The 23,208-nt window shown below is 38.2% G+C and carries 17 protein-coding genes; 11 read left to right on the forward strand and 6 right to left on the reverse strand.

The features are described from left to right. Positions 1–227: 227 nt before the first annotated feature. The gene (locus EUBHAL_RS05580) at positions 228–1,049 is read right to left on the reverse strand and encodes a DUF4097 family beta strand repeat-containing protein (protein WP_005346190.1); all 822 of its coding nucleotides are present in this window, start codon (positions 1,047–1,049) and stop codon (positions 228–230) included. A gap of 672 nt (positions 1,050–1,721) precedes the next feature. Here EUBHAL_RS05580 and nikB point away from each other — a divergent pair. From nikB to EUBHAL_RS05605, 5 genes are all read left to right on the forward strand, one after another. Continuing rightward, positions 1,722–2,666, forward strand: a complete 945-nt coding sequence (gene nikB, locus EUBHAL_RS05585; protein ID WP_005346192.1) for a nickel ABC transporter permease — start codon at positions 1,722–1,724, stop codon at positions 2,664–2,666. Positions 2,667–2,671: 5 nt separating this feature from the next. Then, positions 2,672–3,499 (forward strand): nickel transporter permease, encoded by an 828-nt coding sequence (gene nikC, locus EUBHAL_RS05590; RefSeq protein WP_022170021.1) that lies wholly within the window; start codon positions 2,672–2,674, stop codon positions 3,497–3,499. Between the two features lie 148 nt (positions 3,500–3,647). Beyond that, entirely contained in the window at positions 3,648–5,216 is a 1,569-nt protein-coding gene (locus EUBHAL_RS05595) for an ABC transporter substrate-binding protein (RefSeq protein WP_005346198.1), read from the forward strand. A 9-nt stretch (positions 5,217–5,225) separates the two neighbouring features. Beyond that, positions 5,226–6,014 carry an ABC transporter ATP-binding protein gene (locus tag EUBHAL_RS05600; RefSeq protein WP_005346201.1) on the forward strand — a complete coding sequence of 263 codons (789 nt, stop codon included), beginning with the start codon at positions 5,226–5,228 and terminating at the stop codon, positions 6,012–6,014. Further along, positions 6,007–6,963, forward strand: a complete 957-nt coding sequence (locus tag EUBHAL_RS05605; protein ID WP_005346203.1) for an ABC transporter ATP-binding protein — start codon at positions 6,007–6,009, stop codon at positions 6,961–6,963. Before EUBHAL_RS05600 ends, EUBHAL_RS05605 begins: the two co-directional genes overlap by 8 nt. Positions 6,964–7,213: 250 nt before the next feature. On the opposite strand, the gene EUBHAL_RS05610 is transcribed toward EUBHAL_RS05605, so the two are convergent. Continuing rightward, a complete protein-coding gene (locus EUBHAL_RS05610; RefSeq protein WP_242648748.1) occupies positions 7,214–8,404 on the reverse strand; it encodes a CDP-glycerol glycerophosphotransferase family protein in 1,191 nt (396 codons plus the stop codon). Between the two features lie 979 nt (positions 8,405–9,383). On the opposite strand from EUBHAL_RS05610, the gene EUBHAL_RS05620 reads away from it, so the two are divergent. The 3 genes from EUBHAL_RS05620 to EUBHAL_RS05630 all read left to right on the forward strand — a co-directional run bounded on the left by EUBHAL_RS05620 (position 9,384) and on the right by EUBHAL_RS05630 (position 13,010). Beyond that, the gene (locus EUBHAL_RS05620) at positions 9,384–10,361 is read left to right on the forward strand and encodes a hypothetical protein (RefSeq protein WP_005346214.1); all 978 of its coding nucleotides are present in this window, start codon (positions 9,384–9,386) and stop codon (positions 10,359–10,361) included. A 288-nt stretch (positions 10,362–10,649) separates the two neighbouring features. Continuing rightward, the gene (gene pta, locus EUBHAL_RS05625) at positions 10,650–11,609 is read left to right on the forward strand and encodes a phosphate acetyltransferase (protein WP_005346216.1); all 960 of its coding nucleotides are present in this window, start codon (positions 10,650–10,652) and stop codon (positions 11,607–11,609) included. Between the two features lie 303 nt (positions 11,610–11,912). Next, positions 11,913–13,010, forward strand: a complete 1,098-nt coding sequence (locus tag EUBHAL_RS05630) for a glycerol dehydrogenase (protein ID WP_005346218.1) — start codon at positions 11,913–11,915, stop codon at positions 13,008–13,010. Between the two features lie 114 nt (positions 13,011–13,124). Here EUBHAL_RS05630 and EUBHAL_RS05635 read toward each other — a convergent pair whose 3' ends face one another. Both EUBHAL_RS05635 and EUBHAL_RS05640 read right to left on the reverse strand, forming a co-directional pair. Further along, a complete protein-coding gene (locus EUBHAL_RS05635; protein ID WP_005346221.1) occupies positions 13,125–16,574 on the reverse strand; it encodes an AAA family ATPase in 3,450 nt (1,149 codons plus the stop codon). 1 nt (position 16,575) lies between these two features. After that, on the reverse strand, positions 16,576–17,775 hold the full coding sequence (locus EUBHAL_RS05640; protein WP_005346223.1) for an exonuclease SbcCD subunit D: 1,200 nt from the start codon (positions 17,773–17,775) through the stop codon (positions 16,576–16,578). Positions 17,776–18,143: 368 nt separating this feature from the next. On the opposite strand from EUBHAL_RS05640, the gene EUBHAL_RS05645 reads away from it, so the two are divergent. Further along, entirely contained in the window at positions 18,144–19,091 is a 948-nt protein-coding gene (locus tag EUBHAL_RS05645; protein ID WP_242648749.1) for a DMT family transporter, read from the forward strand. Here the strand turns inward: EUBHAL_RS05645 and cyaB are convergent. Both cyaB and EUBHAL_RS05655 read right to left on the reverse strand, forming a co-directional pair. Then, the gene (gene cyaB, locus EUBHAL_RS05650; protein ID WP_022170395.1) at positions 19,039–19,599 is read right to left on the reverse strand and encodes a class IV adenylate cyclase; all 561 of its coding nucleotides are present in this window, start codon (positions 19,597–19,599) and stop codon (positions 19,039–19,041) included. The two genes, EUBHAL_RS05645 and cyaB, sit on opposite strands and share 53 nt — an antisense overlap. A gap of 12 nt (positions 19,600–19,611) precedes the next feature. After that, on the reverse strand, positions 19,612–20,802 hold the full coding sequence (locus EUBHAL_RS05655) for a hypothetical protein (RefSeq protein WP_005346230.1): 1,191 nt from the start codon (positions 20,800–20,802) through the stop codon (positions 19,612–19,614). 241 nt (positions 20,803–21,043) lie between these two features. Between EUBHAL_RS05655 and EUBHAL_RS05660 the strand changes: the two genes are divergently transcribed. Both EUBHAL_RS05660 and EUBHAL_RS05665 read left to right on the forward strand, forming a co-directional pair. Continuing rightward, positions 21,044–21,757, forward strand: a complete 714-nt coding sequence (locus tag EUBHAL_RS05660) for an IMP cyclohydrolase (protein WP_005346232.1) — start codon at positions 21,044–21,046, stop codon at positions 21,755–21,757. A gap of 197 nt (positions 21,758–21,954) precedes the next feature. Continuing rightward, positions 21,955–23,130 carry a phosphoribosylaminoimidazolecarboxamide formyltransferase gene (locus tag EUBHAL_RS05665; protein ID WP_005346234.1) on the forward strand — a complete coding sequence of 392 codons (1,176 nt, stop codon included), beginning with the start codon at positions 21,955–21,957 and terminating at the stop codon, positions 23,128–23,130. Positions 23,131–23,208 lie beyond the last annotated feature (78 nt).

The following is a 23,208-nucleotide window of genomic DNA, read 5'->3' on the forward strand; positions in this document are numbered from 1 at the left end:
ATAGAAAAAGATAGTTTGTGTGTGGTTTTGAAGGTATATGATATAAAAAAAGAGCCAATAAAGTGCTTTGCACTTTATTGGCTCTTTTTATTTGATTTACTAGGCAAAGCTGACGAACTCAAAAAGATACATACTCCATATCTGTGACTTTAGTCGCTGCAGGTTGAATGTTCGCTTCCCTGTTCACATCTAACCTTTGCTCCGAGACCACAAATATGGAATATGTTCTATTTCAGGGAAATATCCCCATTGATTGTTGAGATTCTCACGTTCTGGAATGGTTTTTCTCCCAAGATTCCAGTAATGTTTTGTACATTTCCTGGTTTTTCTTTGATAGAAAGACCCTCTATGTCAGAAAAGATTTTTCCTCGTTTACTGATGCCATCGATTTTCATTCCAGTATTTTCAGGAAGAAGAAGCTGAATATTTCCATTTAATGTTTCACATTCTACAATATTATTTAAAGAAGTAAATGTTGCCTGAATCGGACTGGAGGAAGTGGCTAATTTAGCACCGCCTTCAATATCATCAGCAATAATTGTACCGGAAACAGAATGGATATCTGTAAAACCCTCTGCTTTTGTGATATGAATCAGGCTTGTAGAAGAAACGAGTCGGATTCGAGGTGCAGTAATTGTATTCAGAGAGATAGAACCTTCTGTTGTTTCTGCGGCAAATCGTTCTACCTTCCAGTCGGCATCCGTCATAATGTTACCGTACTGAGAGGAGAGAAGCAACTCTCCATTATAGGAATCTGGAAGAAAAATTTCTATACAGGTGGCGGGATTTACGGCTTCTCTTCGACCGTAACGTATTGTTGTTTTAAAGCGGTTTGCAGTCACTTTTGCATAATACTCGCTGCCGGTAAGTCCATTAATATATTCTTTGATTGTAAGGGTATCATCTGTTGCCTTGTGTAAAAAAAGCGTTTCAGCCTGATAACCAATCTGTAATGTTTTTACGGAAGAAACATCTAAAGAGAGAATATTATCCGGCTCGTTAGATAAAATTTCTGTGAAATTCAAGTTTTTTGCTTTATTATTTTGCATAATCCCAATGCCTCCTGTGCCATATGAATAATCTTTTTTTATTATAAAATAGAAAATATAATATAGCAATATTGAATCAGGGGTATTAAATAGATAGGTAGAGGGAGATTTTTAAATTGAAAAGATTTTTGGTAGGTAGATAGGTAATATAAAGTGATGCAGACGCAAAAAAATACAGGATAAAAGACATTAAATTGTCAAAATAAACATCAAAAAAGGTAAAATTACACTTTGACATAAAAAAAGTGACATGGTATCATTACTAAGTATTATTTAGTATGCGTAGAAAATTGCACAGTCCGTATAAGTTTTTGTGAATAAGTAAAATATTTTTTTATCTTTGGAATTTTATGCTTCTTTCTTTGGAAAATTCTAGAACTGTGCTATTGTCATAATAGTCTGCTGCCTCCATTTGCTATGCAGCGGGGCCTTAAGAATTAATTTTCTATTTTAAAATCCATACTTTTTAACATCAATTTCATATAAATGTACTTTTGGAGTCTTTCTTGCACTTGATTTTGTGGCTGATTTTCCACCAGTTGCACCCGAATTTCATCAACGTACGCATCATGTATGCCTCAAAAATTTGGACACAACTGACAAAAAATCTTCTCACAAAATCAAGCACAAAAAGATTCCGAGAATACATAGAAAATCAAAGGAGGAAACAGTTTGAGTGTAAAGCAATTGGGCAGAAGACTGCTCCAGATTGTTATTGTGCTGATAGGGATTAGTTTTTTCACATTTATTCTCACGTATCTTGCACCTGGTGATCCGGTTCGGACGAGATATGCGGCAAGTGGCATGGTTCCAACGGAAAAAGAACTGCAGGAAGAAAGAGAAAGATTAGGATTAAATGATCCGGTTTTAGTACAATATGGGCGATGGCTTGGTAAAGTTCTTCATGGAGATTTTGGAACCTCCTATTCAAATGGGAAGCCGGTTGCAGAACTTTTATCCGTACGTCTGCTACCAACATTAAAGTTAGCTTTTTCGGCGTTAATCCTTATGTTGTTAGTAGCGGTTCCGCTTGGAATGTTATCGGCAGTTTATAAAAATACATGGGTGGATTATCTGGTAAGGGGAGTGACATTCTTGGGAGTATCCATTCCAAACTTCTGGGTAGGACTCATACTTCTTTATGTTGTTGCATTGAAGTTTAGCCTGCTTCCTGTTATTTCAACAGGAGATGGATTTGAGAAAATCATTTTACCTGCGATAACACTGGCATTTGCAATGGCAGGTAAATATACCAGACAGGTGAGAACCGCTGTGTTAGAAGAATTGAATAAGGATTATGTGACAGGTGCACGTGCAAGAGGAATGTCCGAACAGGAAATTCTCTGGAAGCAGGTATTTCCAAATGCACTGCTGCCATTAATTACATTACTTGGATTATCACTTGGTAACCTTTTAGGAGGAACGGCAGTTGTAGAAGTGATTTTTACATATCCAGGACTTGGAAATCTGGCAGTACAGGCAATTACGGCATATGATTATTCCTTAATTCAGGGATATGTACTTTGGGTTGCGCTGATTTACATGGTAATCAATTTACTGGTAGATATGTCTTATACTTTTGTAGACCCAAGAATACGAAGGAATGAGAGAGGGTGAGTGTGATGCAGAAAATATTAAATTTCATAAAAAAGAATAAGCAGTTTTCCTTTTTCTTTTTATTAGTGATTCTCCTTATTTTTGTCGCAGTTTTTGCACCAGTGATCGCCCCGCAGGATCCGTATGTATCTGACCTGAAAAATGCATTACAGGCACCGAATAGTGAGCATTGGTTTGGAACAGATAAGTTAGGAAGAGATATTTTTTCCAGAGTAATCTATGCATCAAGAATCTCTCTTCCAGCTACACTGACGTTAGTTGCGATTATTTTTGTGGCAGGAACAATTTTAGGAACACTGGCGGGATATTTTGGAGGATGGGTTGACGCAGTTATCATGAGACTTTCTGATATGATGATTTCTTTTCCCGGTATGGTTCTTGCCATTGCTGTTGCAGGAATTATGGGAGCGAGTATAAAGAATGCAGTCATAGCGATTGCTATAGTAAGCTGGTCAAAGTATGCCCGTCTTGCACGAAGTCTTGTCATGAAAATACGACATGAAGATTATGTATACGCAGCAATTGTAACAGGCTCAAAGACAGGATATATTTTAAGAAAATATATGCTGCCAAATGTAATTCCTACGCTTGTAATTACCGCAGCTACAGACATCGGTGGCATGATGTTAGAGCTTGCCGGGCTGTCATTTCTAGGATTTGGTGCAAAGGCACCGGCAGCAGAATGGGGGCTAATGCTGAATGAGGGAAGAACATATATGCAGAATGCTCCGTGGATGATGATTTATCCGGGACTGGCTATTTTTATTGTGGTAGTAATCTTTAACCTGTTAGGTGACAGCCTGAGAGATGTCCTTGATGTGAGAGAGGAATAATAAAAAATAACAAAAATAGTAAGAAAAGAATTATGGGTTTTAATAAAGTTTGGGATAGTGATAACTGAGTAAAGTTAGATTATTTTATAAATTCCAAATGAAAAACCATAAAATAAAAATAAGATTATAAAAGAAGAAAGGATATGTTATGAAAAAAATGAAAAAGTTTTTAGGAATCATGCTTGCTATGGTAATGGCAGTTACGATGCTTGCAGGATGTGGTGGAAGCAGCAAGGAGAGTAGCAGCAGCGATAATGGGAAAACATTAAAATTTGGATGTTTTTCTTATTCCGAATCTTTAGATCCTGCAAACATGATTAACTCTGCCTGGTGTAGCAGCCGTTATGGTATTGGAGAATGTCTTTTTAAATATAAAGATGATTTAAGTGTAGAAAATACAATCTGTGATGAATATTCCACAGAAGATAACAAAACATGGGTATTCCATATCCGTGATGGTGTGAAGTTCTCTAACGGAAATGATGTAACGCCTTCTGCAATCAAAGCATGCTGGGATGTTCTTTATGCCAATAAAACAGGTTCTTCTAACCCATCTAAATTTATGGATTATGAATCTATCACACCAGATGATGATGCCCGTACTCTGACAATAGTATTAAAACAGGCAAAAGCAGACCTTAGAAAAGATCTTGCATATCCTGTATTTGTAATTCTTGATGTGAGCGGAGATTATGACTTGGCAGAGAACCCAATCGGTACAGGTCCTTATGCTTTAACAAGTTTTGATTCTAAGACAAAAGCGACTCTTGTAAAGAATAAATATTACTGGAACGGGGAAGTTCCTTATGATAATGTAGAGATTGACTTCTTAAGTGAAGATAATAAAGCATTAGCATTACAAAACGGAGACATTAACCTTGTAGAGAATGTAACTTCTACTTCTGACCTTGATACATTAAAGAAAGATGATAACTTTAATGTTTCTATCGGACAGGGTGTACGTACTGGATTTGCTTATATTAATGAAAAAGGTATTTTAGGAGATGACACATTAAGACAGGCAGTACAGATGGCATTAGATCATAAGACAATGTGTGAAGTTACTGTAGGTGGTTTATATACAGAAGGTATCTCTGTACTTCCATCCAGTCTTGCATATGGCTATGACAATTTAAAAAATCCATATACATATAATGTAGATAATGCAAAAAAACTTTTAGATGATGCAGGATATAAAGATACAGATGGAGACGGAATCCGTGAGATGAACGGAAAGAAGATTTCTATTAATTATATCACTTATGAGAACAGAAGACTTTCTGACTTTGCACAGGCGATTCAGACACAGCTTGCGGACATTGGAATTGAAGCAAAGATTAATTCTATGGATGCAGACAGAGAATGGAATAAAATGGTAGCCGGAGAATACGATTTATGCGACTCTAACTGGATTACAGTAGGTAATGGTGATCCTACAGAGTATATGGCAAACTGGTACGGTAAGTCTGATGCGAACTTCTGTAACTATAAGAATGCTGAGTATGATAAATTATACGAACAGTTAGACACAGAATTTGACGAAGCCAAACGTGCTAAAATCATTGAACAGTTACAGCAGATTTTAATTAATGATGCAGCAGTTATCGTTCACGGATATTATAACAGTTCTATGATCAGTGATAAGACAGTGAGCGGAGCAAACATCCACACAGCAGATTACTACTGGCTTACAACAGAGATTGCTCCAGCAAAATAGGAGGTTTTTATGCTCGATGTTCAGGATATAACCGTCGCATATAGCAGTAATGCAGAACCAACCATTGAAGGGTTTCATCTTGAGATGAAACCCGGAGAAATCTGTAGTATTGTCGGAGAAAGCGGAAGCGGGAAGACTACAGTAATCCGTTCTATATTAGGCCTTTTACCCAGTGGGGGAAAAGTGACAAAAGGAGATATTCTTTTTGAGGGAGAATCGTTACTTCAATATTCAAAAAAGCAGTGGAGAGAACTTAGAGGAACACAGATTTCCATGATTTTTCAGGATTCCGGAGCGATGATCAACCCTATCCGTAAAATAGGAAGCCAATATGTGGAATATATTCGTGCCCATAAAAATATCTCAAAAAAAGATGCATTTGATATGGCAGTAGAAATGTTAGAAAAAATGCGTCTGCCAGATGGAAAGCGTATTATGGAAAGTTATCCATTTGAACTTTCTGGTGGTATGTGCCAGAGAGTTGGGATTGCAATGGCGATGACATTTCAGCCGAAACTTCTTCTGGCAGATGAACCAACGAGCGCACTTGATGTAACGACACAGGCACAGATTGTCCGCCAGATGATGGAACTTAGAGATGACTTTGGAACAGGAATCATTGTTGTAACCCATAATATCGGTGTTGCTGCTTATATGGCAGATAAACTGCTTGTGATGAGGCAGGGGAAAGTGGTTGATTCCGGCCAGAGGGAAGATATTTTACATAACCCACAGTCAGAATATACTAAGAACTTACTTGCATCTGTACCGGCTTTAAAGGGAGAGAGATATGTCTAAAGAAAAAGAGCTTATTTTAGAAGCAAAACATGTGACAAAGAAGTTCCCTCTTACCAAAGGAAAAGAACTTATTGCAAATGATGATGTCAGTTTAAAGTTTTATAAAGGACAGACACTCGGAATCGTAGGAGAGAGTGGCTGTGGAAAGTCTACATTTATGCGTATGATGGTACAGCTTGAACAGCCAACTTCCGGAGAAATCCTTTTCAAGGGAAAAGATATTACAAAGATGAAAGGGGAAGAACTTCGGAAAAACAGAAGAAATGTACAGATGGTCTTCCAGAATCCGTCTACTTCCTTTAACCCAAAGATGAAAGTGGGCGATATTATCTGTGAACCCCTCATGAATTTCGGGCTAATTAAAAAGAAAGAAAAAGATGCCGTTGCAAGAAAATATCTTGAAATGGTAGAATTGCCAGGAGACTTTGCTGACCGTTATCCTCATAACATGAGTGGAGGCCAGAGGCAGAGAGTAGGAATCGCCAGAGCAATTGCCTTAGAACCGGAAATCATTTTCTGTGATGAATCCACATCTGCACTGGATGTTTCTATCCAAAAAGCTATTCTGGAGCTTCTCGTAAAGCTGCAAAAAGAAAAAAATATAGCAATTGGATTTATCTGTCATGATCTTGCCATGATATCAAGTATAGCACATCAGATAGCAGTCATGTACATGGGAAATATCGTAGAAATCCTTCCGGGAGAAGAAGTTGCCAGAGGAGCCTTGCATCCATACACAAAAGCCTTACTACAGTCCGTTTTTGATCTTCATATGGACTTTAACAAGCTGATTACTCCGTTAGAGGGAGAAGCTTCTATGCCAACAGGAGAATTACAAGGCTGTCCATTTCAGAACCGTTGTGCGTTCTGCATGGAAAAATGTCAAAAAGAAAAACCAGAATTAAAAACATTAGATGAAAATCATCAAATCGCTTGTTGGAGAATTTGAGGATTATCCACATCATCAAATCTCCTCCATTATTGAATTGATAAAAATCGAGAAAAGCGAAAAACAGTAACAGCAATTCTAAAATTACCAACAACCAGAAAATCGAAGCCCGATAGGATTACAAATGTGACCTCGGAGCAAGGTTTGAATGCGAGCGCATAAGCGAGCATTCAAACCGCCGCGACTAAAGTCACATTTGTAATCCTATCGGGCTTCGGTTTTCGTCTGTCTATCAATTAAAAAGCTGTTACTAACTTTCCTTCATCAATTCAATAATCCTCTCCGTTGCATGTCCATCGCAGCTTCCCATGAATTTTTCTTTGAAGTCAATAACTCTCTGTTTATCAAATTGAGTATCAATATTTTTAATACTGTCTAAAAGTTCATCTTCTGTCTGAACAACCGGACCAGGAGTAAATTCAGAGTAATCATAGTAGAAACCTCTCCAGTCACAGTAATTATCGTAATCATAAGCGTAGAAGATCATTGGTTTTTCGAACAGGGAGTATTCAAATACCAGTGAAGAGTAATCGGAGATACAGATATCTGCGCTACAAAGTAAATCTTCGATAGAAAGGTCTTTCGTTAAATCTCTTGCAAAATGCTGTAATTCTTCTGGAATTACCGGTGGTTTCTTAACAAATGGGTGGTGCTTGCAGACAATGACATATTCATCGCCAAGTTCCTGATAAAAACGTTCAAAATCAATTTTATCTGGAGATTTGGCAGTAGCAACATGACCACGGAAAGTAGGAGCATAGAGAATAACTTTTTTGTCTTTTGCTTCTGGCATAATTTCATATAATTTCTGTCTGCGGCTTTCTACAAATTCACTGTCATAAAAGAGGTCTGTACGGCTAACACCAGTTGCTTTAACAATACCTTTTGGAAGATGCATTGCTTCTTCATATGCCCAGATGACTTCTGGACTGCTGACAGTTACATGCGTAAGATTTTCGTAGTTTGGATATTTGTCTAAAGTTGCGGCAGAAGAACCGAACTTTAATTCAGCAGTACTGCGCCCAAATTTTTTAAAGGCTCCACATGCATGCCATAAATTGATGGCGATTGTTTCTTTTCTTAATGGAATAGAAGAAAGAATGAGAGAAGCATCATCAATAAATACATACTTTGCTGTCGCAAGTTCTTGTAACATATCATCAACACGTTTTGTAAATTCACGGCCACGAATAAAGTTAAACTGTACGTAAGAACATTTTAAATCATATTCACCAGATTCTTCTAACTTTTTGTATAAATATTGAAAAGAATTAGAAAGAGTGGTAAAACGCATTTCTAAGAAAAGGACTTTGTTCTCCTGTACTGGCTGGTTACAGTAAGATTCATATTTTTTTGGAAAATATACTTTGTAACGATAATATTTACGCAGCTGTCTTAACTTTGCAACAAATTTCTTTTTGTACTTTTTAAAAAATGACATAATAGACATACTCCTTTGCATTAAATGAAATAAAATATTTGTATTTTGTGCTTTATATTAAAGAAATCAGATTAGCAATCAGGGCAGAAATAATCCCTATGGAGGAAATCAAAAGGTTCCATCGAAAAAGAATATCAATCCCATATTGCAGATTCCAGTGAAATAAAACAGAAAGACCTGATAAAATAAGAAAAAATACTTCAAGAAAAAGCAGGCCCTTGCAGGCAAGATGCAAATCTTGTCTGCTTAACTCCATATTTAGAGAAATTCCCATAATTATATAAAGGAATATAAACAGAAAGATTATATCAGAAGCTTGTAATTGTTGCAAGGCTTTAAAGAAAATTGTCCAATTCTGTTGAAAAGAAAGAGGAAGTGTACGAACATTTTCTGGAAGAAACAGGCTGATTATATAAATGAGACATGGGCCAAATAATAAGGGGCCGATACTGATAAAAAACTGCCCGAAATCGCCCTGAAGCTTCTGTAAAAAAGAACGGTTTTCATGATGCATTTTCACAAAACCAAGAGTGCCTCCGGAATACAGTGCCTTTTTGGTAGTGCGATAAAGGCAGATTTGATCAATCTTATATCCAAATATAAGTCCAAAGAGCAAATGCCCTATTTCATGGACAGGTGTGCCAACAAGATTGAAAAAATCCAGAATAAGATAGCTGCGGTTTTTGTTCGAAAAATTCTGTATAGCAGCATGCCGGGTCTGCCCCATAATAAATCCAAACAGAATTAAAACGAAAAGCAGCTTTACATTAAGTTGCATAAAATAAGTAATCATATAGAATCTCCATAAAATTAATTTGGTTTATATAAGCAGTAGCTTGTGAGAGAAAGCCTTTTAACAGTCTATGAATTTAATATAACATTTAATATTGAATTTTTTGTGAAAAGCGTATAATATAGATATAATATGGCTTATTCTACGATTTGCCATTAGTACATTAAGAAAAGAGGGAAAGAAGAAATGAGTCTTATGATTGGAGCTGTAGTAATCGTTATCATCGTTGCCGGAGCTGCTTTTTTTATGTCTGGTAAGTCTGGTGCAAAGAATACTGCACAGAGCGAAACACAAGAGAAAAAGGGAAGCGAAGGAAAAGAAACTGCTGTAGTACAGGAAAAAGCAGAATCTGCTGATAAGTCACAGTCTGCAGAAGCCAGAGAACAGAAAGCGAAAACAGAAAGTGTTTTAGAAAATGATAAGGAAAAGGGAACAGGAGAAAACACAGAAAAAATAATATCTGAAAATCAGAAAGTAAAAAATGAAGAAAAAGTAGATTTCAAAGAAAAAAACAGACAAAAAGAACAGTTATATTATTATATTAATCATGAATTACAGACTCTTTTTGCTACTTATAATAAAGGAGAATGGAATCGGCTTGAAAAACTGGGAGATATGTCTTCCGCTTTATATAAGGAAAAAGAAAGTATTATCGAGGGACTGCCATCTTTTACAGGAACAATGGTGAAAGAATATTTTTCCTGTATTGACTTTAAGGAGGAAGAAGAAAAAGCTGTTTGTTATGTAAAAGATAAAGAACAGTTAAAGAAAGCATTCTTACAGTTTATGATGCCGTTTTATCCATATTATTATAAACAGTTAAGTGAGGGCGGACTTCGTCACACAGCATTGCTTCAGCCAAATACACTCCGCCTGTTCCAGCAGCTTACTGGTAAAAAGTTCCGTCCGGGATACCGAAACCGCTATACAACAGGAGTTCGGGCTTTTGAGTGGGACAAGAACCGCTACAAAGTGTATGGAAAAGATGGAAAGCTTTTGTGCGATGCCATTTTTGGTACGGATGGAATTATAGAAGGTTACGGTCAAAAGAAATATACAGATGAAACACATCCTGACTGGAATATTGTGGAAGAAGGAAATTGGGAAAATGGCACATTTGAAGGTGGAATTTTACGCTATGAATACAAAAGGCCTGTAGAATAATTGAAATTCACCTGTCTATTCGATTATGTATAGAGAAAAATGCACAAAATTTTGTATTTTCTTTCGAAATAACTTGAAAACCTGAAACAAAACCGATACAATAAAGGCTGTGTGCTGAAGTTCGAAAGAACAGGGAATATAGCACATACGCAGATCTAATATGTAATTTATAATTAAGCTAAGAAGAGAAGAATCAGAAAGATTTAAGAAAGAAACAATTTTCTTAGTTAAATTATTTTAGGTTATTTGGATTTAATAAAATGGATGAATAACAGGAGGTAATAAAAGATGTTTAAAAAATTAGCAGAACAGTTAAAAGCAAATGCACGTACTATCGTTTTCACAGAGGGAACAGATGCCCGTATTCTTGAAGCAGCAGATAAACTGACAACAGAAGGCATTCTTGGAGTTATCCTTCTTGGAAAGGCTGACGAAGTAAAGAGTGCAGCAAAAGAAGCTGGTTTTAATATTGAAAAATGTCAGATCATCGATCCAGAGCAGTATGCAGAAATCGATGCTATGGTTGATGAGATGGTAACATTAAGAAAAGGCAAGATGACACCAGAGCAGGTTCGTGAAGCCCTTTCCAAATCAAACTACTTTGGAACAATGTTAGTAAAGATGGGCAAGGCAGATTGTCTGTTAGGTGGAGCAACATACTCTACAGCCGATACTGTACGTCCTGCATTACAGTTAATTAAGACAAAACCAGGCAACAAGATTGTAAGCTCCTGCTTCATCATGGTAAAAGGTGATAAAAAGTTAGCAATGGGTGACTGTGCGATCAACATCGCTCCAAATGAAGACGAGTTAGCAGAAATCGCTATCGAGACAGCTAAGACAGCAAAAATCTTTGGCATTGATCCAAAGGTAGCAATGTTATCTTACTCTACATATGGTTCAGGAAAAGGCGAGATGGTTACATTAATGGCCAACGCTACAAAGAAAGTAAAAGAGATGGCTCCAGATTTAGATATCGATGGAGAACTTCAGTTTGACGCTGCCGTAGCACCAGAAGTTGCAAAAGTAAAATGTGCAGGTTCTACAGTTGCCGGACAGGCTAATACTTTCATCTTCCCAGAAATCAGTGCTGGTAACATCGGATACAAGATTGCTGCACGTCTTGGTGAATACGAAGCAATCGGACCAGTTCTTCAGGGACTTAATGCACCGATCAACGATTTAAGCCGTGGATGTAACGCTCAGGAAGTTTACAAAATGGCTCTTGTAACTGCAGCATTAAGCTAATTACTATTTAATTCATTAGACAAACTACAGGCGAAGCCATTGCTCCCAATAAGGCATATTTGTGATTTTAGTCGCGGCGTGTTGAATGTTCGCTTTATGCGCTCGCATCCAACATTTGCTCCGAGACCACAAATATGCCTTATTGGGAGCAATGGCTTCTGTGCTGTGGCTGGAGAAGGTGAATTAAATAGTAAATCTCTTGCTTTTAGGAACAAGGTTTGTTATAATTGCAACAAGAAACCAGGGTTACAGACGGTTTTTTGTAGCAATTTTTTCTATTAGAAGAAAGAGAGGTATTTTTTTATGGCAAACATTATTATCAGTCCATCGAAGTATGTGCAGGGAAAAGGCGAACTTGCTAACATCGCACAGTATGCTACCAAACTTGGAAAGAAGCCTTTTATCTTAATCAGTGAAGGTGGAAAGAAACGTGTTGGTGGAATCATTGAAGATAGTTTCAAAGATACAGGATGCGAACTTGTTTTTGAAGCATTCCATGGAGAGTGTTCTAAGAACGAGATTAACCGTTTGGTAGCTATCGTAAAAGAAAAAGGATGCGATCTGGTAATCGGTGTCGGTGGCGGAAAGATTTTTGATACAGCCAAAGCTGTTGCTTACTATGTAGAGAGTCCGGTTATCGTATGTCCTACTATCGCAGCAACAGATGCTCCTTGTTCTGCACTTACTGTAGTTTATACAGATGATGGTGTATTTGAAGAATACTTATGGTTACCTGCTAATCCAAATCTTGTATTAGTAGATACAGATATTATCGCAAAAGCTCCTGCAAGACTTTTAGTTTCCGGTATGGGCGATGCACTTGCTACATATTTTGAAGCAAAAGCCTGTCAGGCAAGTAACGCAACAAGCTGTGCAGGCGGACATATCACAATCGCAGCAATTACATTAGCAAAAGTTTGTTACCAGACGTTAATTGAAGAAGGCGTAAAGGCAAAACTTGCAGTAGAAGCAGGCGTATGCACAACAGCAGTAGAAAAAGTAATCGAAGCCAATACATTATTATCTGGTATGGGATTTGAGAGCGGCGGATTAGCTGGTGCACATGCCATCCATAACGGACTTACCTGCATTAAAGACTGTCATCATTTATATCATGGTGAAAAAGTTGCCTTTGGTACTTTAACACAGCTTGTTTTAGAGAATGCAGACGAAGACTTATTAGATGAGGTAATCACATTCTGCATGGACGTAGGACTTCCTACAACTTTCGCAGATTTAGGAATCGAACATCCAGATAAAGATGCCCTTATGGAAGCAGCAACCTTAGCAGCTTCCCCAGACGATACTTTAGGAAATGAACCATTAGAAGTTACACCAGATAAAGTATATGCGGCAATGGTCGGAGCAGATGCTTTAGGAAGATATTATAAGGGATTATAGTAATTTATTGAATCTTATTTTGGCCCAGCCCTCCTGTGTTGGAGGGCTGGGCTTTTTAAATTTCTGCTTTAATCAGGTACTTTGCTTCCAGCGGTCGTCTGTTTTGGTCTATCTTTAAGAATATTCCAACCGAATCTGGCTTCCTTTCTGTGACAGATCCGATGGAGTCACCAGCAGTTTCAGAGGAACTCTCGCCTGTATCGTCTCCACATGGCTGATAATACCGATACTTCTCTTTTTGGACTGTAGTCGTTCTAAGCTATTCATAACGGTATCTAGCAAGTCATCATCAAGGCTGCCGAATCCCTCGTCTAAGAAGAAGAATTCGAGAGGAGCGGCGCCATTAAGCTGGATGGAAGAGGAGAGCGCCAGTGCCAGGGAGAGGGAGGTAATAAATAACTCTCCGCCGGACAAGGTATCGGAAGGGCGGATAGCTCCTCCATTTTTATTATCCCGGATGATAAATTCTGCGGAATCATTGATTTCGAGGGCATAGTTGCCGCCAGATATTTTTGATAGGATGACAGAGGCTTCTCTGGCGATATAGGACAGTTTTGACTGTGCAACATATTCAATAAATGCATTGCCTTTGAAAAGCTGTTCTAATTCTTTTATCATATCTTTTTTGTGGGATTCTGTTTCCCATTTCTGTTCTAATTCCTCTTTTTTGGCAAGGTCTTTTGTCATGGTTTCAATTTGATGTGTTAAGAGGAGAATAGAGGAGTCTAATTCTTTTATCTGCTGTTTTATGTCTGCCAGTTCTTCTTTTTGGCGAATCCATTCACTTTCTTCGATTTCTTTTTTTCCGAGTTTCTCCTGAAGATAGCGTATGCGTTCCTCGTTTTGCCGCACATCATCATAATAGGAAGTAATGTCTTTCTCTAATTTTGTTAACTCTTTTTCTTCCATGTAGTAAAGCTCGGGCTGGTCTGTTTTGGAAAAACCAAGTTCTTTTTTCTGAGTAAGATAAAGTTCCTGTACCTGTTTTAAGTGTGTCTCAGAGGAACGGCTGGTACTTTGACAGGAAGTAAGTTCCTTGTTCTTTTTCTGTAGTTCTTTTAAGCTTTGCTGATAGTCTTTCTCAGTGTGTTTTAAGGCTGTGTTAATTTCCTGTTGACGTTGTTGATTTTTTGTGATTTCTGAAACAAAATCCATATTTATAGAAAGTGTTTTTGGAAACTTTTCTGTTTGTTCTGCGATAACTTTTTCACAGTTTTCGATATTGGCGGTGAGGGAGGAACTCTTATTTTCTAAGCCTGCAATTTGCGCTGAAAGAACTTTTATATCCGAACGGAGTTTTTCTAAATGTTGTCTTTGTTCTTTGATCGTTATTTCTTTCTGCTGGCGTTCTTGCTCTTTCTGACGAAGAGTTTCTAAAGTGTTTGAAAAATTCTCGATATTATTATCTTTTCGGAGAGTGAGAATCTCTTCTGCATAATTTTGCAGGGCAGAGTGCTGTTCTTTCAAAGTAGCGGCTTGTCTCTCGCATTGTTCCTTTTGTCGCCGCAAGTCTCCCTTTGCCTGTAAGTAAGTAGAAATCTGTTTGGAAATGGAAAAATAATCAATTGGTTTTTCTACTATGACAGGGGAAGCCTGGGATATATTTTCATTTATAGTAAAGTGGCGGTCTGTCTCATTATCTTCTATAGTATCTTCATCTGTAATCTCTAAAGCATCTTTTAAATTAGAAATATGTGTGTCTAAAGAGAAAAGTTCTTGCTCAAGCTGCTGAATAAGATTTTGCTGGGTTTGCTGCTGCTTTTCTAATTTTTTTAGTCCTTTTTCAAGATTTTTAAAAGAAATCTCAGAAAGTTCAGCCTCTTTTTTTTCTATAGTTTCGGAATCGTTTTTTGAAAAAGCTTCAGTATCTCTTTTAGTAGTAACGTCAGAAATAGTTTCAGAAGAAGTTTTTACATTCTCGGCAATATGAGACTGTGAAACGTGTTCTTTGTAAGGAGTTCCACAAACCGGACAGAGAGCTCCTTCTTCTAATTCTTCTCGCAAAAGCTGTGCCATATGGTTTTGCTGCCAGGATTTTTGCTTCTGTTTGGCCTGTTCTTCTTTTCCCTTTATAATGCCTAACTCTTTTTTTGCGGCAGAATGTTGCTCATTTAAAGCAGAACGCCGATGGCAGAGCTGTGTATAAATATTTTTCAGAGACTTTTGCTGAATGGAAAAGGCATCATGTTCTTCTTTAATTTCAGTGTTTAAGGTGGAAAGAGCGTTCGCATTGGTGTTGTAATTCTCTCGTTTTTCCCGGTAGGTTTCTTCCATAACATTCCCTTTTTCAAGGAGCTGTTTTCTTTCTGGGCTGATTCTGTCAGCCTCGATTGATTTTTCGGATTCGACAATTTCCGAATGAATCTGTCGCTCTTTTTTAAAGTGTTGTTCCTGCGTTTCCTTTAGGGGAGCCAGAGAGGCTAAAATTTCTTGCAGTTCCTTTTGGGCGTTTCCTTTTGTCTGTTCCCAGGTATGGATGGTATCAGCAGCAGACTGTGCGGTATGAAGTACCTGTTCTCTTGCCTGAAGTAAGGGAAGTTCCTCTTTTTGAGCAGAAGCAGCGGCATGATATTCTTTTTCTGTTTTTTCGAAGTGAGACTGTAAACAAGCAGTCTCTTTCTGGACGGTTTCTAATTTTTCGCAAGCCTGGTCATAAGCAGACTGTGCATTTGAAACCTGAATAGAAAAAGGGCGCAGCTGGTTTGCTTTTTTTGTGATATTCAGATTATTTTCTTTTTCTTTTATGGATGGGAGCAGAAGTTCTTTTTCCTTTTGTGCTTTTTTTAAAGGGAGAAGTTCCTGTTGTGTATTGTACAGTTCCTCTGTTTTCTGAAAGCTTTTTTCTAATTTTGCAAGCTTTTTAGAAAGGCGGGAATGTTGTTTGGTATCACTTTTTTCCTGCTTTTGCAGTTTAGAAAGCTGCACAGAAGAAATCTCCTCAAAGTTCTTTTTTTCTCCATCAAGCTTACTTAAAAGAAGTTCTTGTTTTTGTTTTGCTCTGCCAATTTTACTGGTGAGTTCGATTCCGTATTTTTCAAGATGGAAAATACGCTGAAGCATAATGCGGCGTTCTTTATTCTTAAGATGTAAAAATTCGCTGAACTGTCCCTGAGGAAGAACAACGGTGCGCATAAAATCTTCACTGGTGAGACCGAGTAAACGGATACATTCTGCGGTTACCTCGGTAGGCTTATCAGCCAGGACAGTTTCATTTTCGCCATCGCAGACGATCAGGCGGCCGGTCGTATTGCGGACAGTCGAAGTGTATGTGTTATTATGGTAGCGGAAAGAACGCTCTGCAAGATACTTTCTTGTTCGGTCTGTCGTGATGGAAAAAAGAAAGGAGACAGAGGCAGTTGTTTCGTTCGTATTAATAAAGTTTTTCGTATCACGGGGCAGCTTGGCATATAAGGCGAGGGTCATGGCATCTAAAATAGTAGACTTTCCGCTTCCGGTAGGGCCAAAGATGCCGAAAAGTCCCTGGGAAGTTAATGTTTCAAAATCAATGACCTGTTCTTCGCGGTAACTGTTGATGCCTTTTAATTTTAGTTGAAGTGGTCTCATATTAATTCTCCTCTATAATGCTCATTAAAAGAGAGAAAGTTTCCTCTCCGATGTCAACGTGAAATTTTTTGCGGTAAAAATTCTTTACAAGCTCGTCAAAGGGCTGTTCTTTTAGGTCAGAGGCGGAAAAGTCTTCGCTTTCATCTTCTGGAAGAACAGGGGTGATGGAGAGGATATCTGCCTTTATTGCTTTCATTTTTTTAATATCTTCTTCATGAATGTAGTGATCTGTCTTAACTTCTAAATAGACCCAGCATTCTCTGTCGGCATTTGCCTCGCATTGTTCGACAGCATCATCGATATTCTCACAATGCCACACTTCGATTGGTTTATATACAGGCAATGGCAGTTCCCGGATTGTACAAGGGGAGCCTGCGGTAAGTGTAACGGCAATCACCTGCTTGTCAAAAGAAGTCTCCCTGACGTTAAATGGCAGAGGGGAACCGCTGTATCTTGCCTTCGGGCAGCCGGGGACTTTCTGTGGCTTATGAACGTGTCCAAGAGCAATATAATCCGCATTTTCCGGGAAAATCTCACCGCCGACCATGTAGCTTCCGCCAAGCTGGATACTTCGCTCGGAACCGTCCTCCACGCTGTTCATGACAAAAAGATGGCTTGCGATAAGGTGGATGGAATCTTCATGAAAATGCGTTGCTAATGAGCCGAAAAGAGAAGACATTTTCTCACTGTAGGAAGCCGCTTTTTTTGTTTCTTCTTCTGTCTCGTCAAGATAGACTTCGTTCAGCCGTTTTTCACTTGGAAAAGGAACGAGAAGGATATCCGCTTCTTCCCCATGTATAATCGCATGGATATAGCCGGCATCGCTTTCTGTAATCTCATTCTTGCCATACATACCGGGTGTGATTACGGAATTTGGTGTGCCTGCCATGACGATGCCGTGGTCTCTGGCAAGAGGTCCGGAGGCAACCAGCCGTTCTGGATTATCATGGTTACCGGCAATGACAACGGTCATACAATCGCCATTTCTTGATAATTGTTTTAAAGTATCGTAAAAAAGCTGTTCTGCCATGGCGGAAGGATTATAATTATCATAAATATCCCCGGCAATGATGATTATGTCAGCCTGTTCTTCTTCGCATATATTTATAAAATCTTTTAAAAACAGCCGTTGTTCCTCTAAACGGCTGTGTCCTTCAATATTTTTTCCAAGATGCCAGTCGGCGGTATGGATTAACTTCATCCTGACCCTCCTTTTGATTGTAATGTATTCTGATAATGTTGTTAGCAAACCTATAGCAGAGTGTATAGAGAAAAACTTGTAAACTCACTATATGATTTATAATAGAATATAATAAATTTCGGATATTTCTATTGTATAGTATTTGTTTTCCAAATGCAAGGATATAGAACAAAAATTCGAACAAGTATTCTGCGATGTCATAAAAATAAATTTTCCAAAAACAAGAAAGAAAACTTATTTGACAGATGAGACAGGACTAGTATAGAATAGAACGGCAAAGTAACTACATAAATAAAGAACAGGTATTGTAGAAAATAAATTGCAAGAAAGGTTCTGAGAGTACATATATAATAAAAGGAGGAAATGTTTTGAAAGAACAATGGATGCAAAAGACAGTTGTTGTCTGGTTTTTAGCCATGATATGCTGTCTGCTTTGGGGAAGTGCATTTCCCTGTATAAAAATAGGATATAAGATGTTTCATATCGCATCAGCGGATGCCTCATCACAGTTGTTATTTGCGGGCTGCCGCTTTTTTCTTGCCGGTGTTTTAGTGCTTTTACTTGGAACTTCCGGTAATTTTAAGTTAAAAAAGACAGAGATTCCGATGGCAATGACTTTAGCTGTTTTTCAGACGATATTACAGTATGTATTTTTTTATATGGGACTTGCCCATACAACAGGAGTAAAGTCTTCGATTATTAATGGAGCAAACTCTTTTCTTGTCATTATCATTGCAAGTCTCATTTTTCATCAGGAAAAGCTGACGGGGCCGAAGATTCTTGGCTGCATTATCGGCTTTGCGGGCGTTGTACTTGTTAATCTTGGCGGAGCGGGGCTGGATATGAGTTTCCACTGGAATGGAGAATTTTTCATATTAATTTCTACAGTATCTGCAGCGTGTTCATCGGCATTTATTAAGAAGTTTTCCACGAAGGCAAATCCGGTATTGCTTAGTGGATGGCAGTTTATGATGGGAGGAACGGTTCTTATCATTATAGGAAAATTAATGGGTGGTAAGCTTCAATTTGAGGGAATCGCGCCGATGTTTCTTTTATTATATATGGCCTGTATTTCCGCGGTGGCATATACACTCTGGTCTTTACTTTTAAAATACAATCCGCCGTCAAGAATCGCTGTCTTTGGTTTTATGAATCCGGTGTTTGGCGTCATGCTGTCTGCTCTTTTATTAAAAGAAAAAGGCCAGGCGTTCTCCTTAACCGGCCTGACCTCATTAATTCTTGTATGTATCGGAATTTATATTGTTAATCGGGAGAACCCTTTGAAAGAAGCATCGACAGGTAAGATTTCCGTGTAGTTTCTTTCAGGCTGCTGCCCATATCAAGAAGAAGTGCCTCAATGCTTTGCAGGGCACTTTCTTTTTGCTCTGGACTATCCACAAGAATCTCTAATTCTAAGAAAGAGCCAAGACTCTCTACCTGGTCTACGCAGGCGGTCATGCGGCCTTTGTGGTAGTACTGGCGAAGCTTTGTCACTGGGTATAGCTTTTTGTAGCCAAGGGAGATAAGAATCTCCCTTGCAATATCAGCATCTTCGATACGGGTTTCTAGTTCCTTTCTTGTTGTGGAAACGGTGTCGAGCTTTGCACCCTTGTAGGTAAGAAAGGACGTTGTTTCTCTGGTTGTAAAGTTCTCGCAGGTTCGTATGCGGAGTGCCTCGTCTGTTTTCATAAAGTCATGAAAATCGCTGGTAAAATAAAAATCGGATTCCTTAACGAGATTCCCTGCTTTAAATCCACAGTCTGTCAATGCCCGTTCTGTGATGGACCTTCGAAACAGTGGCAGTTTAATTTCTACTTCAATCATATACAAGCTCCATTAATATTCATCAAGAGTAAGTTTATAAGTTGTCTTATCAAGTTTCAGTGTTAACTGTTTGTCCTTTAACGTGTAGGAAAGTTTTGTCTTATCCATTTTTTCAAATATTTTGTAAAGATTACTGTCTGTGCCAATAGATTTCTCGCTTAAATCTTTGTCGAAATGATAGGTAATCGTATGTTTCTTTTCGTTGATGTGTACTTCACCGGCAACGTATTTTGGCTCATCGGCATCTTCAGCCCCGTCTGTTACATACAGATATAAAGTATTTGTATCAGGATTCATAGTAAAATAACTGAAGTGATCGGAAGAGTCAAACTTCCAGTTAAAACAAGTATCACAAAGTCTGTAAGAATCACTGTCACTCTTTAATCCATAAATTACATTATTGTAAAAAGAAAGGCTCTTTCCATTGTAAGATAAAGTGATGGAATCATCCTCTGCCTTCATAGTAATAGTAGATTTTGAAAAACCATCTGGCAGATCTTTTAAGAAGTCTGGAAGCTTCATACTTGCCTCTTTATAGGTATAGAATGTAAATTCATTATCTCTGCTTGACAAATAGAAGAAGTTTGTAAGAAAAGTTGCTTCTCCTTCTGTAGCTGCCTTAGGGTCAATGGAATAAAGCTCCATATAATTATCATAAAGACTTAATTCGTAAGTTGTTTTATCCTCATTGCTTCCGTCATTGCTGTACCACACATCATTCTCCGCAAGGTTTAACAGGGGGCTTGCCGAGCTGTTTTTAGAAGTTTGTTTGGAAGAATCGTTTTGCTTTTCAAAAAGGTAGCTGACATTATCATAAGTAAGTACCAGCTTATTTTTTGTCGGCATATCGTAAGACAGTGTGCTGCCAGAACCGAGGCCGTCCCAGCCAGAAGGAAGTTCCGCTGTGGTTTCTTCTCTGGTATCTAAGGAAAACTTTTCTGACTTAGCAGAGAGGCTTCCGGAAAGACAGGTTTTATTCTGTGCAATATCTTTGAGAGTAAATGTTCCCTCTTTATCTATAGAAAAACTTAGATAGTCACAACTATAGCTGTCATCTCTTCCTAAAGCATTTCCAACACCATTCCAGGTTCCAACCAGCTCTGCACCATCCTTACCAAGACTTCCGGAAACTTTATTACCACAGCCGGTACCGACAAGTGCAAGTAGTAAAAGAGTGAAAAGTAGTAAAAAATTTTTCTTCATAATAGGTCCTTTCTGTGCGTAGTTGACACACAATTTATATGATACGTCTTAGTTTTTGTAAAAAAGACGTACTTTATTCTACCACATATCGGGAAGAAGTAGGAGAAAATATCTAAATCTTTTTAAATATCTTTTTTATAATTCAAAAGTCCTGTTAGTTGCGTTTGTGGGTATCTTATTGTATACTTTATAAATATACGCTATTAAATATGTTTTAGATTCAAAAGGAGGACCTTGATTCATGAAAATGATTTCAATCGAAAAAGAACTGAAAGAGAATTCTTATCCGGGAAGAGGAATTATTGTCGGACGTTCCGAAGATGGAACAAAGGCCGTGATTGCGTATTTTATTATGGGAAGAAGTTCTAACAGCCGTAACCGTATTTTTGTAGAGGACGGAGAGGGCATTCGCACACAGGCATTTGATCCTTCTAAATTAGAAGATCCAAGTCTTATTATTTATGCCCCAGTGAGAGTGCTTGGAAATAAAACAATTGTGACAAATGGAGATCAGACAGATACTATCTATGATGGTATGGACAAACAGCTTACTTTTGAGCAGTCCTTACGTTCTAGAGAGTTTGAGCCAGACGGACCAAACTACACTCCTAGAATTTCTGCAGTTCTTCATTTAGAAAAAGGTGAGTTCAATTATGCCATGTCTATTTTAAAGAGCAATAATGGAAATTCGGAAAGCTGTAACCGTTATACATTTGCCTATAATAAAGTTCCAGCGGGAGAAGGCCATTTTATTTCTACATATATGCATGATGGCAATCCATTACCAAGTTTTGAAGGTGAGCCAAAGTGGATGGCAATTCCGGATGATATGGATGCATTTGCTGAGCTGCTTTGGAGCAGCTTAAATGAAGATAATAAAGTATCTTTATTTGTCCGCTATATTGATATTGCAACAGGAAAATATGAATCTAAAATCATTAATAAAAATAAATGAAAGCAATGTCGCGGCACAGTAGTGTTATCGAACGAGAACCAAACTTGCCGAGGTTGGGAAGCCCCACCTCTATAGGTGGGAGAGGATGTCACATAGCCATTTAAATTTGCAGGAGTTTAAATAATTACATTATACAGAATAACCGAAATCACAAAGTCAGAACATAAGTACATCATAAAAAAAGAGGTAAAATAAGAATGAAAGAATTAGAGTTAAAATATGGATGCAACCCAAACCAGAAACCATCCCGGATTTATATGGAAGAGGGAGAACTTCCTATTCAAGTACTGAACGGAAAACCAGGCTATATTAACTTTTTAGATGCTTTTAATGGCTGGCAGCTTGTAAGTGAACTGAAAAAGGCAACAGGTCTTCCTGCCGCAACTTCTTTTAAACATGTATCTCCTGCCGGTGCAGCAGTAGGTCTTCCGTTAAGCGATACACTGGCAAAAATCTACTGGGTAGATGATTTGGGAGAACTTTCTCCACTTGCCTGTGCATATGCAAGAGCCAGAGGAGCAGACCGTATGTCCTCTTATGGTGACTTCATCGCATTATCCGATGTGTGTGATGTTTCCACAGCTAACATGATTAAGAGAGAAGTATCTGATGGTGTGATTGCTCCAGGATATGAACCAGAAGCATTAGAAATTTTAAAATCTAAAAAAAGAGGCAACTATAATGTTATTCAGATTGACCCGGCTTATGTACCAGCACCAATCGAGAAAAAGCAGGTATTTGGCATTACATTTGAACAGGGAAGAAATGAATTAAACATCGATGATAAGTTCTTTGACAACATCGTTACAGAGAATAAAGAACTGACAGAGGAAGCCAAGAGAGACTTAGCTATCTCCATGATTACTTTAAAATACACACAGTCAAACTCCGTATGCTATGTAAAAGACGGACAGGCAATCGGTATTGGAGCGGGACAGCAGTCAAGAATCCACTGTACACGTCTTGCAGGCCAGAAGGCAGACAACTGGTGGCTTAGACAGTCTCCACAGGTAATGGGACTTCAGTTCAAAGATGAAATCCGTCGTGCAGACAGAGATAATGCTATCGACATCTATATGGGAGATGAGTACATGGATGTACTTGCAGATGGTGTATGGGAGAATACTTTCAAGGTAAAACCAGAAGTCTTTACAAGAGAAGAAAAGAGAGCATGGCTTGATAAACTTACAGACGTGGCATTAGGTTCTGATGCGTTCTTCCCATTCGGAGATAATATCGAGCGTGCCCATAAGAGTGGCGTAAAATATATCGCACAGCCAGGTGGATCTATCAGGGATGATAATGTAATTGATACTTGTAATAAGTATGGAATCGAAATGTCCTTTACGGGAATCCGCTTATTCCATCACTAGGATTCTGATTTGCCGAGCTGGTGAGGCAGACGAAACAGACGAACCCAGAAAGAGAAATAAAGCATATTTGTGACTTTA

Origin of the sequence: Anaerobutyricum hallii DSM 3353, assembly GCF_000173975.1 — a bacterium.
Lineage (GTDB): Bacteria > Bacillota > Clostridia > Lachnospirales > Lachnospiraceae > Anaerobutyricum > Anaerobutyricum hallii.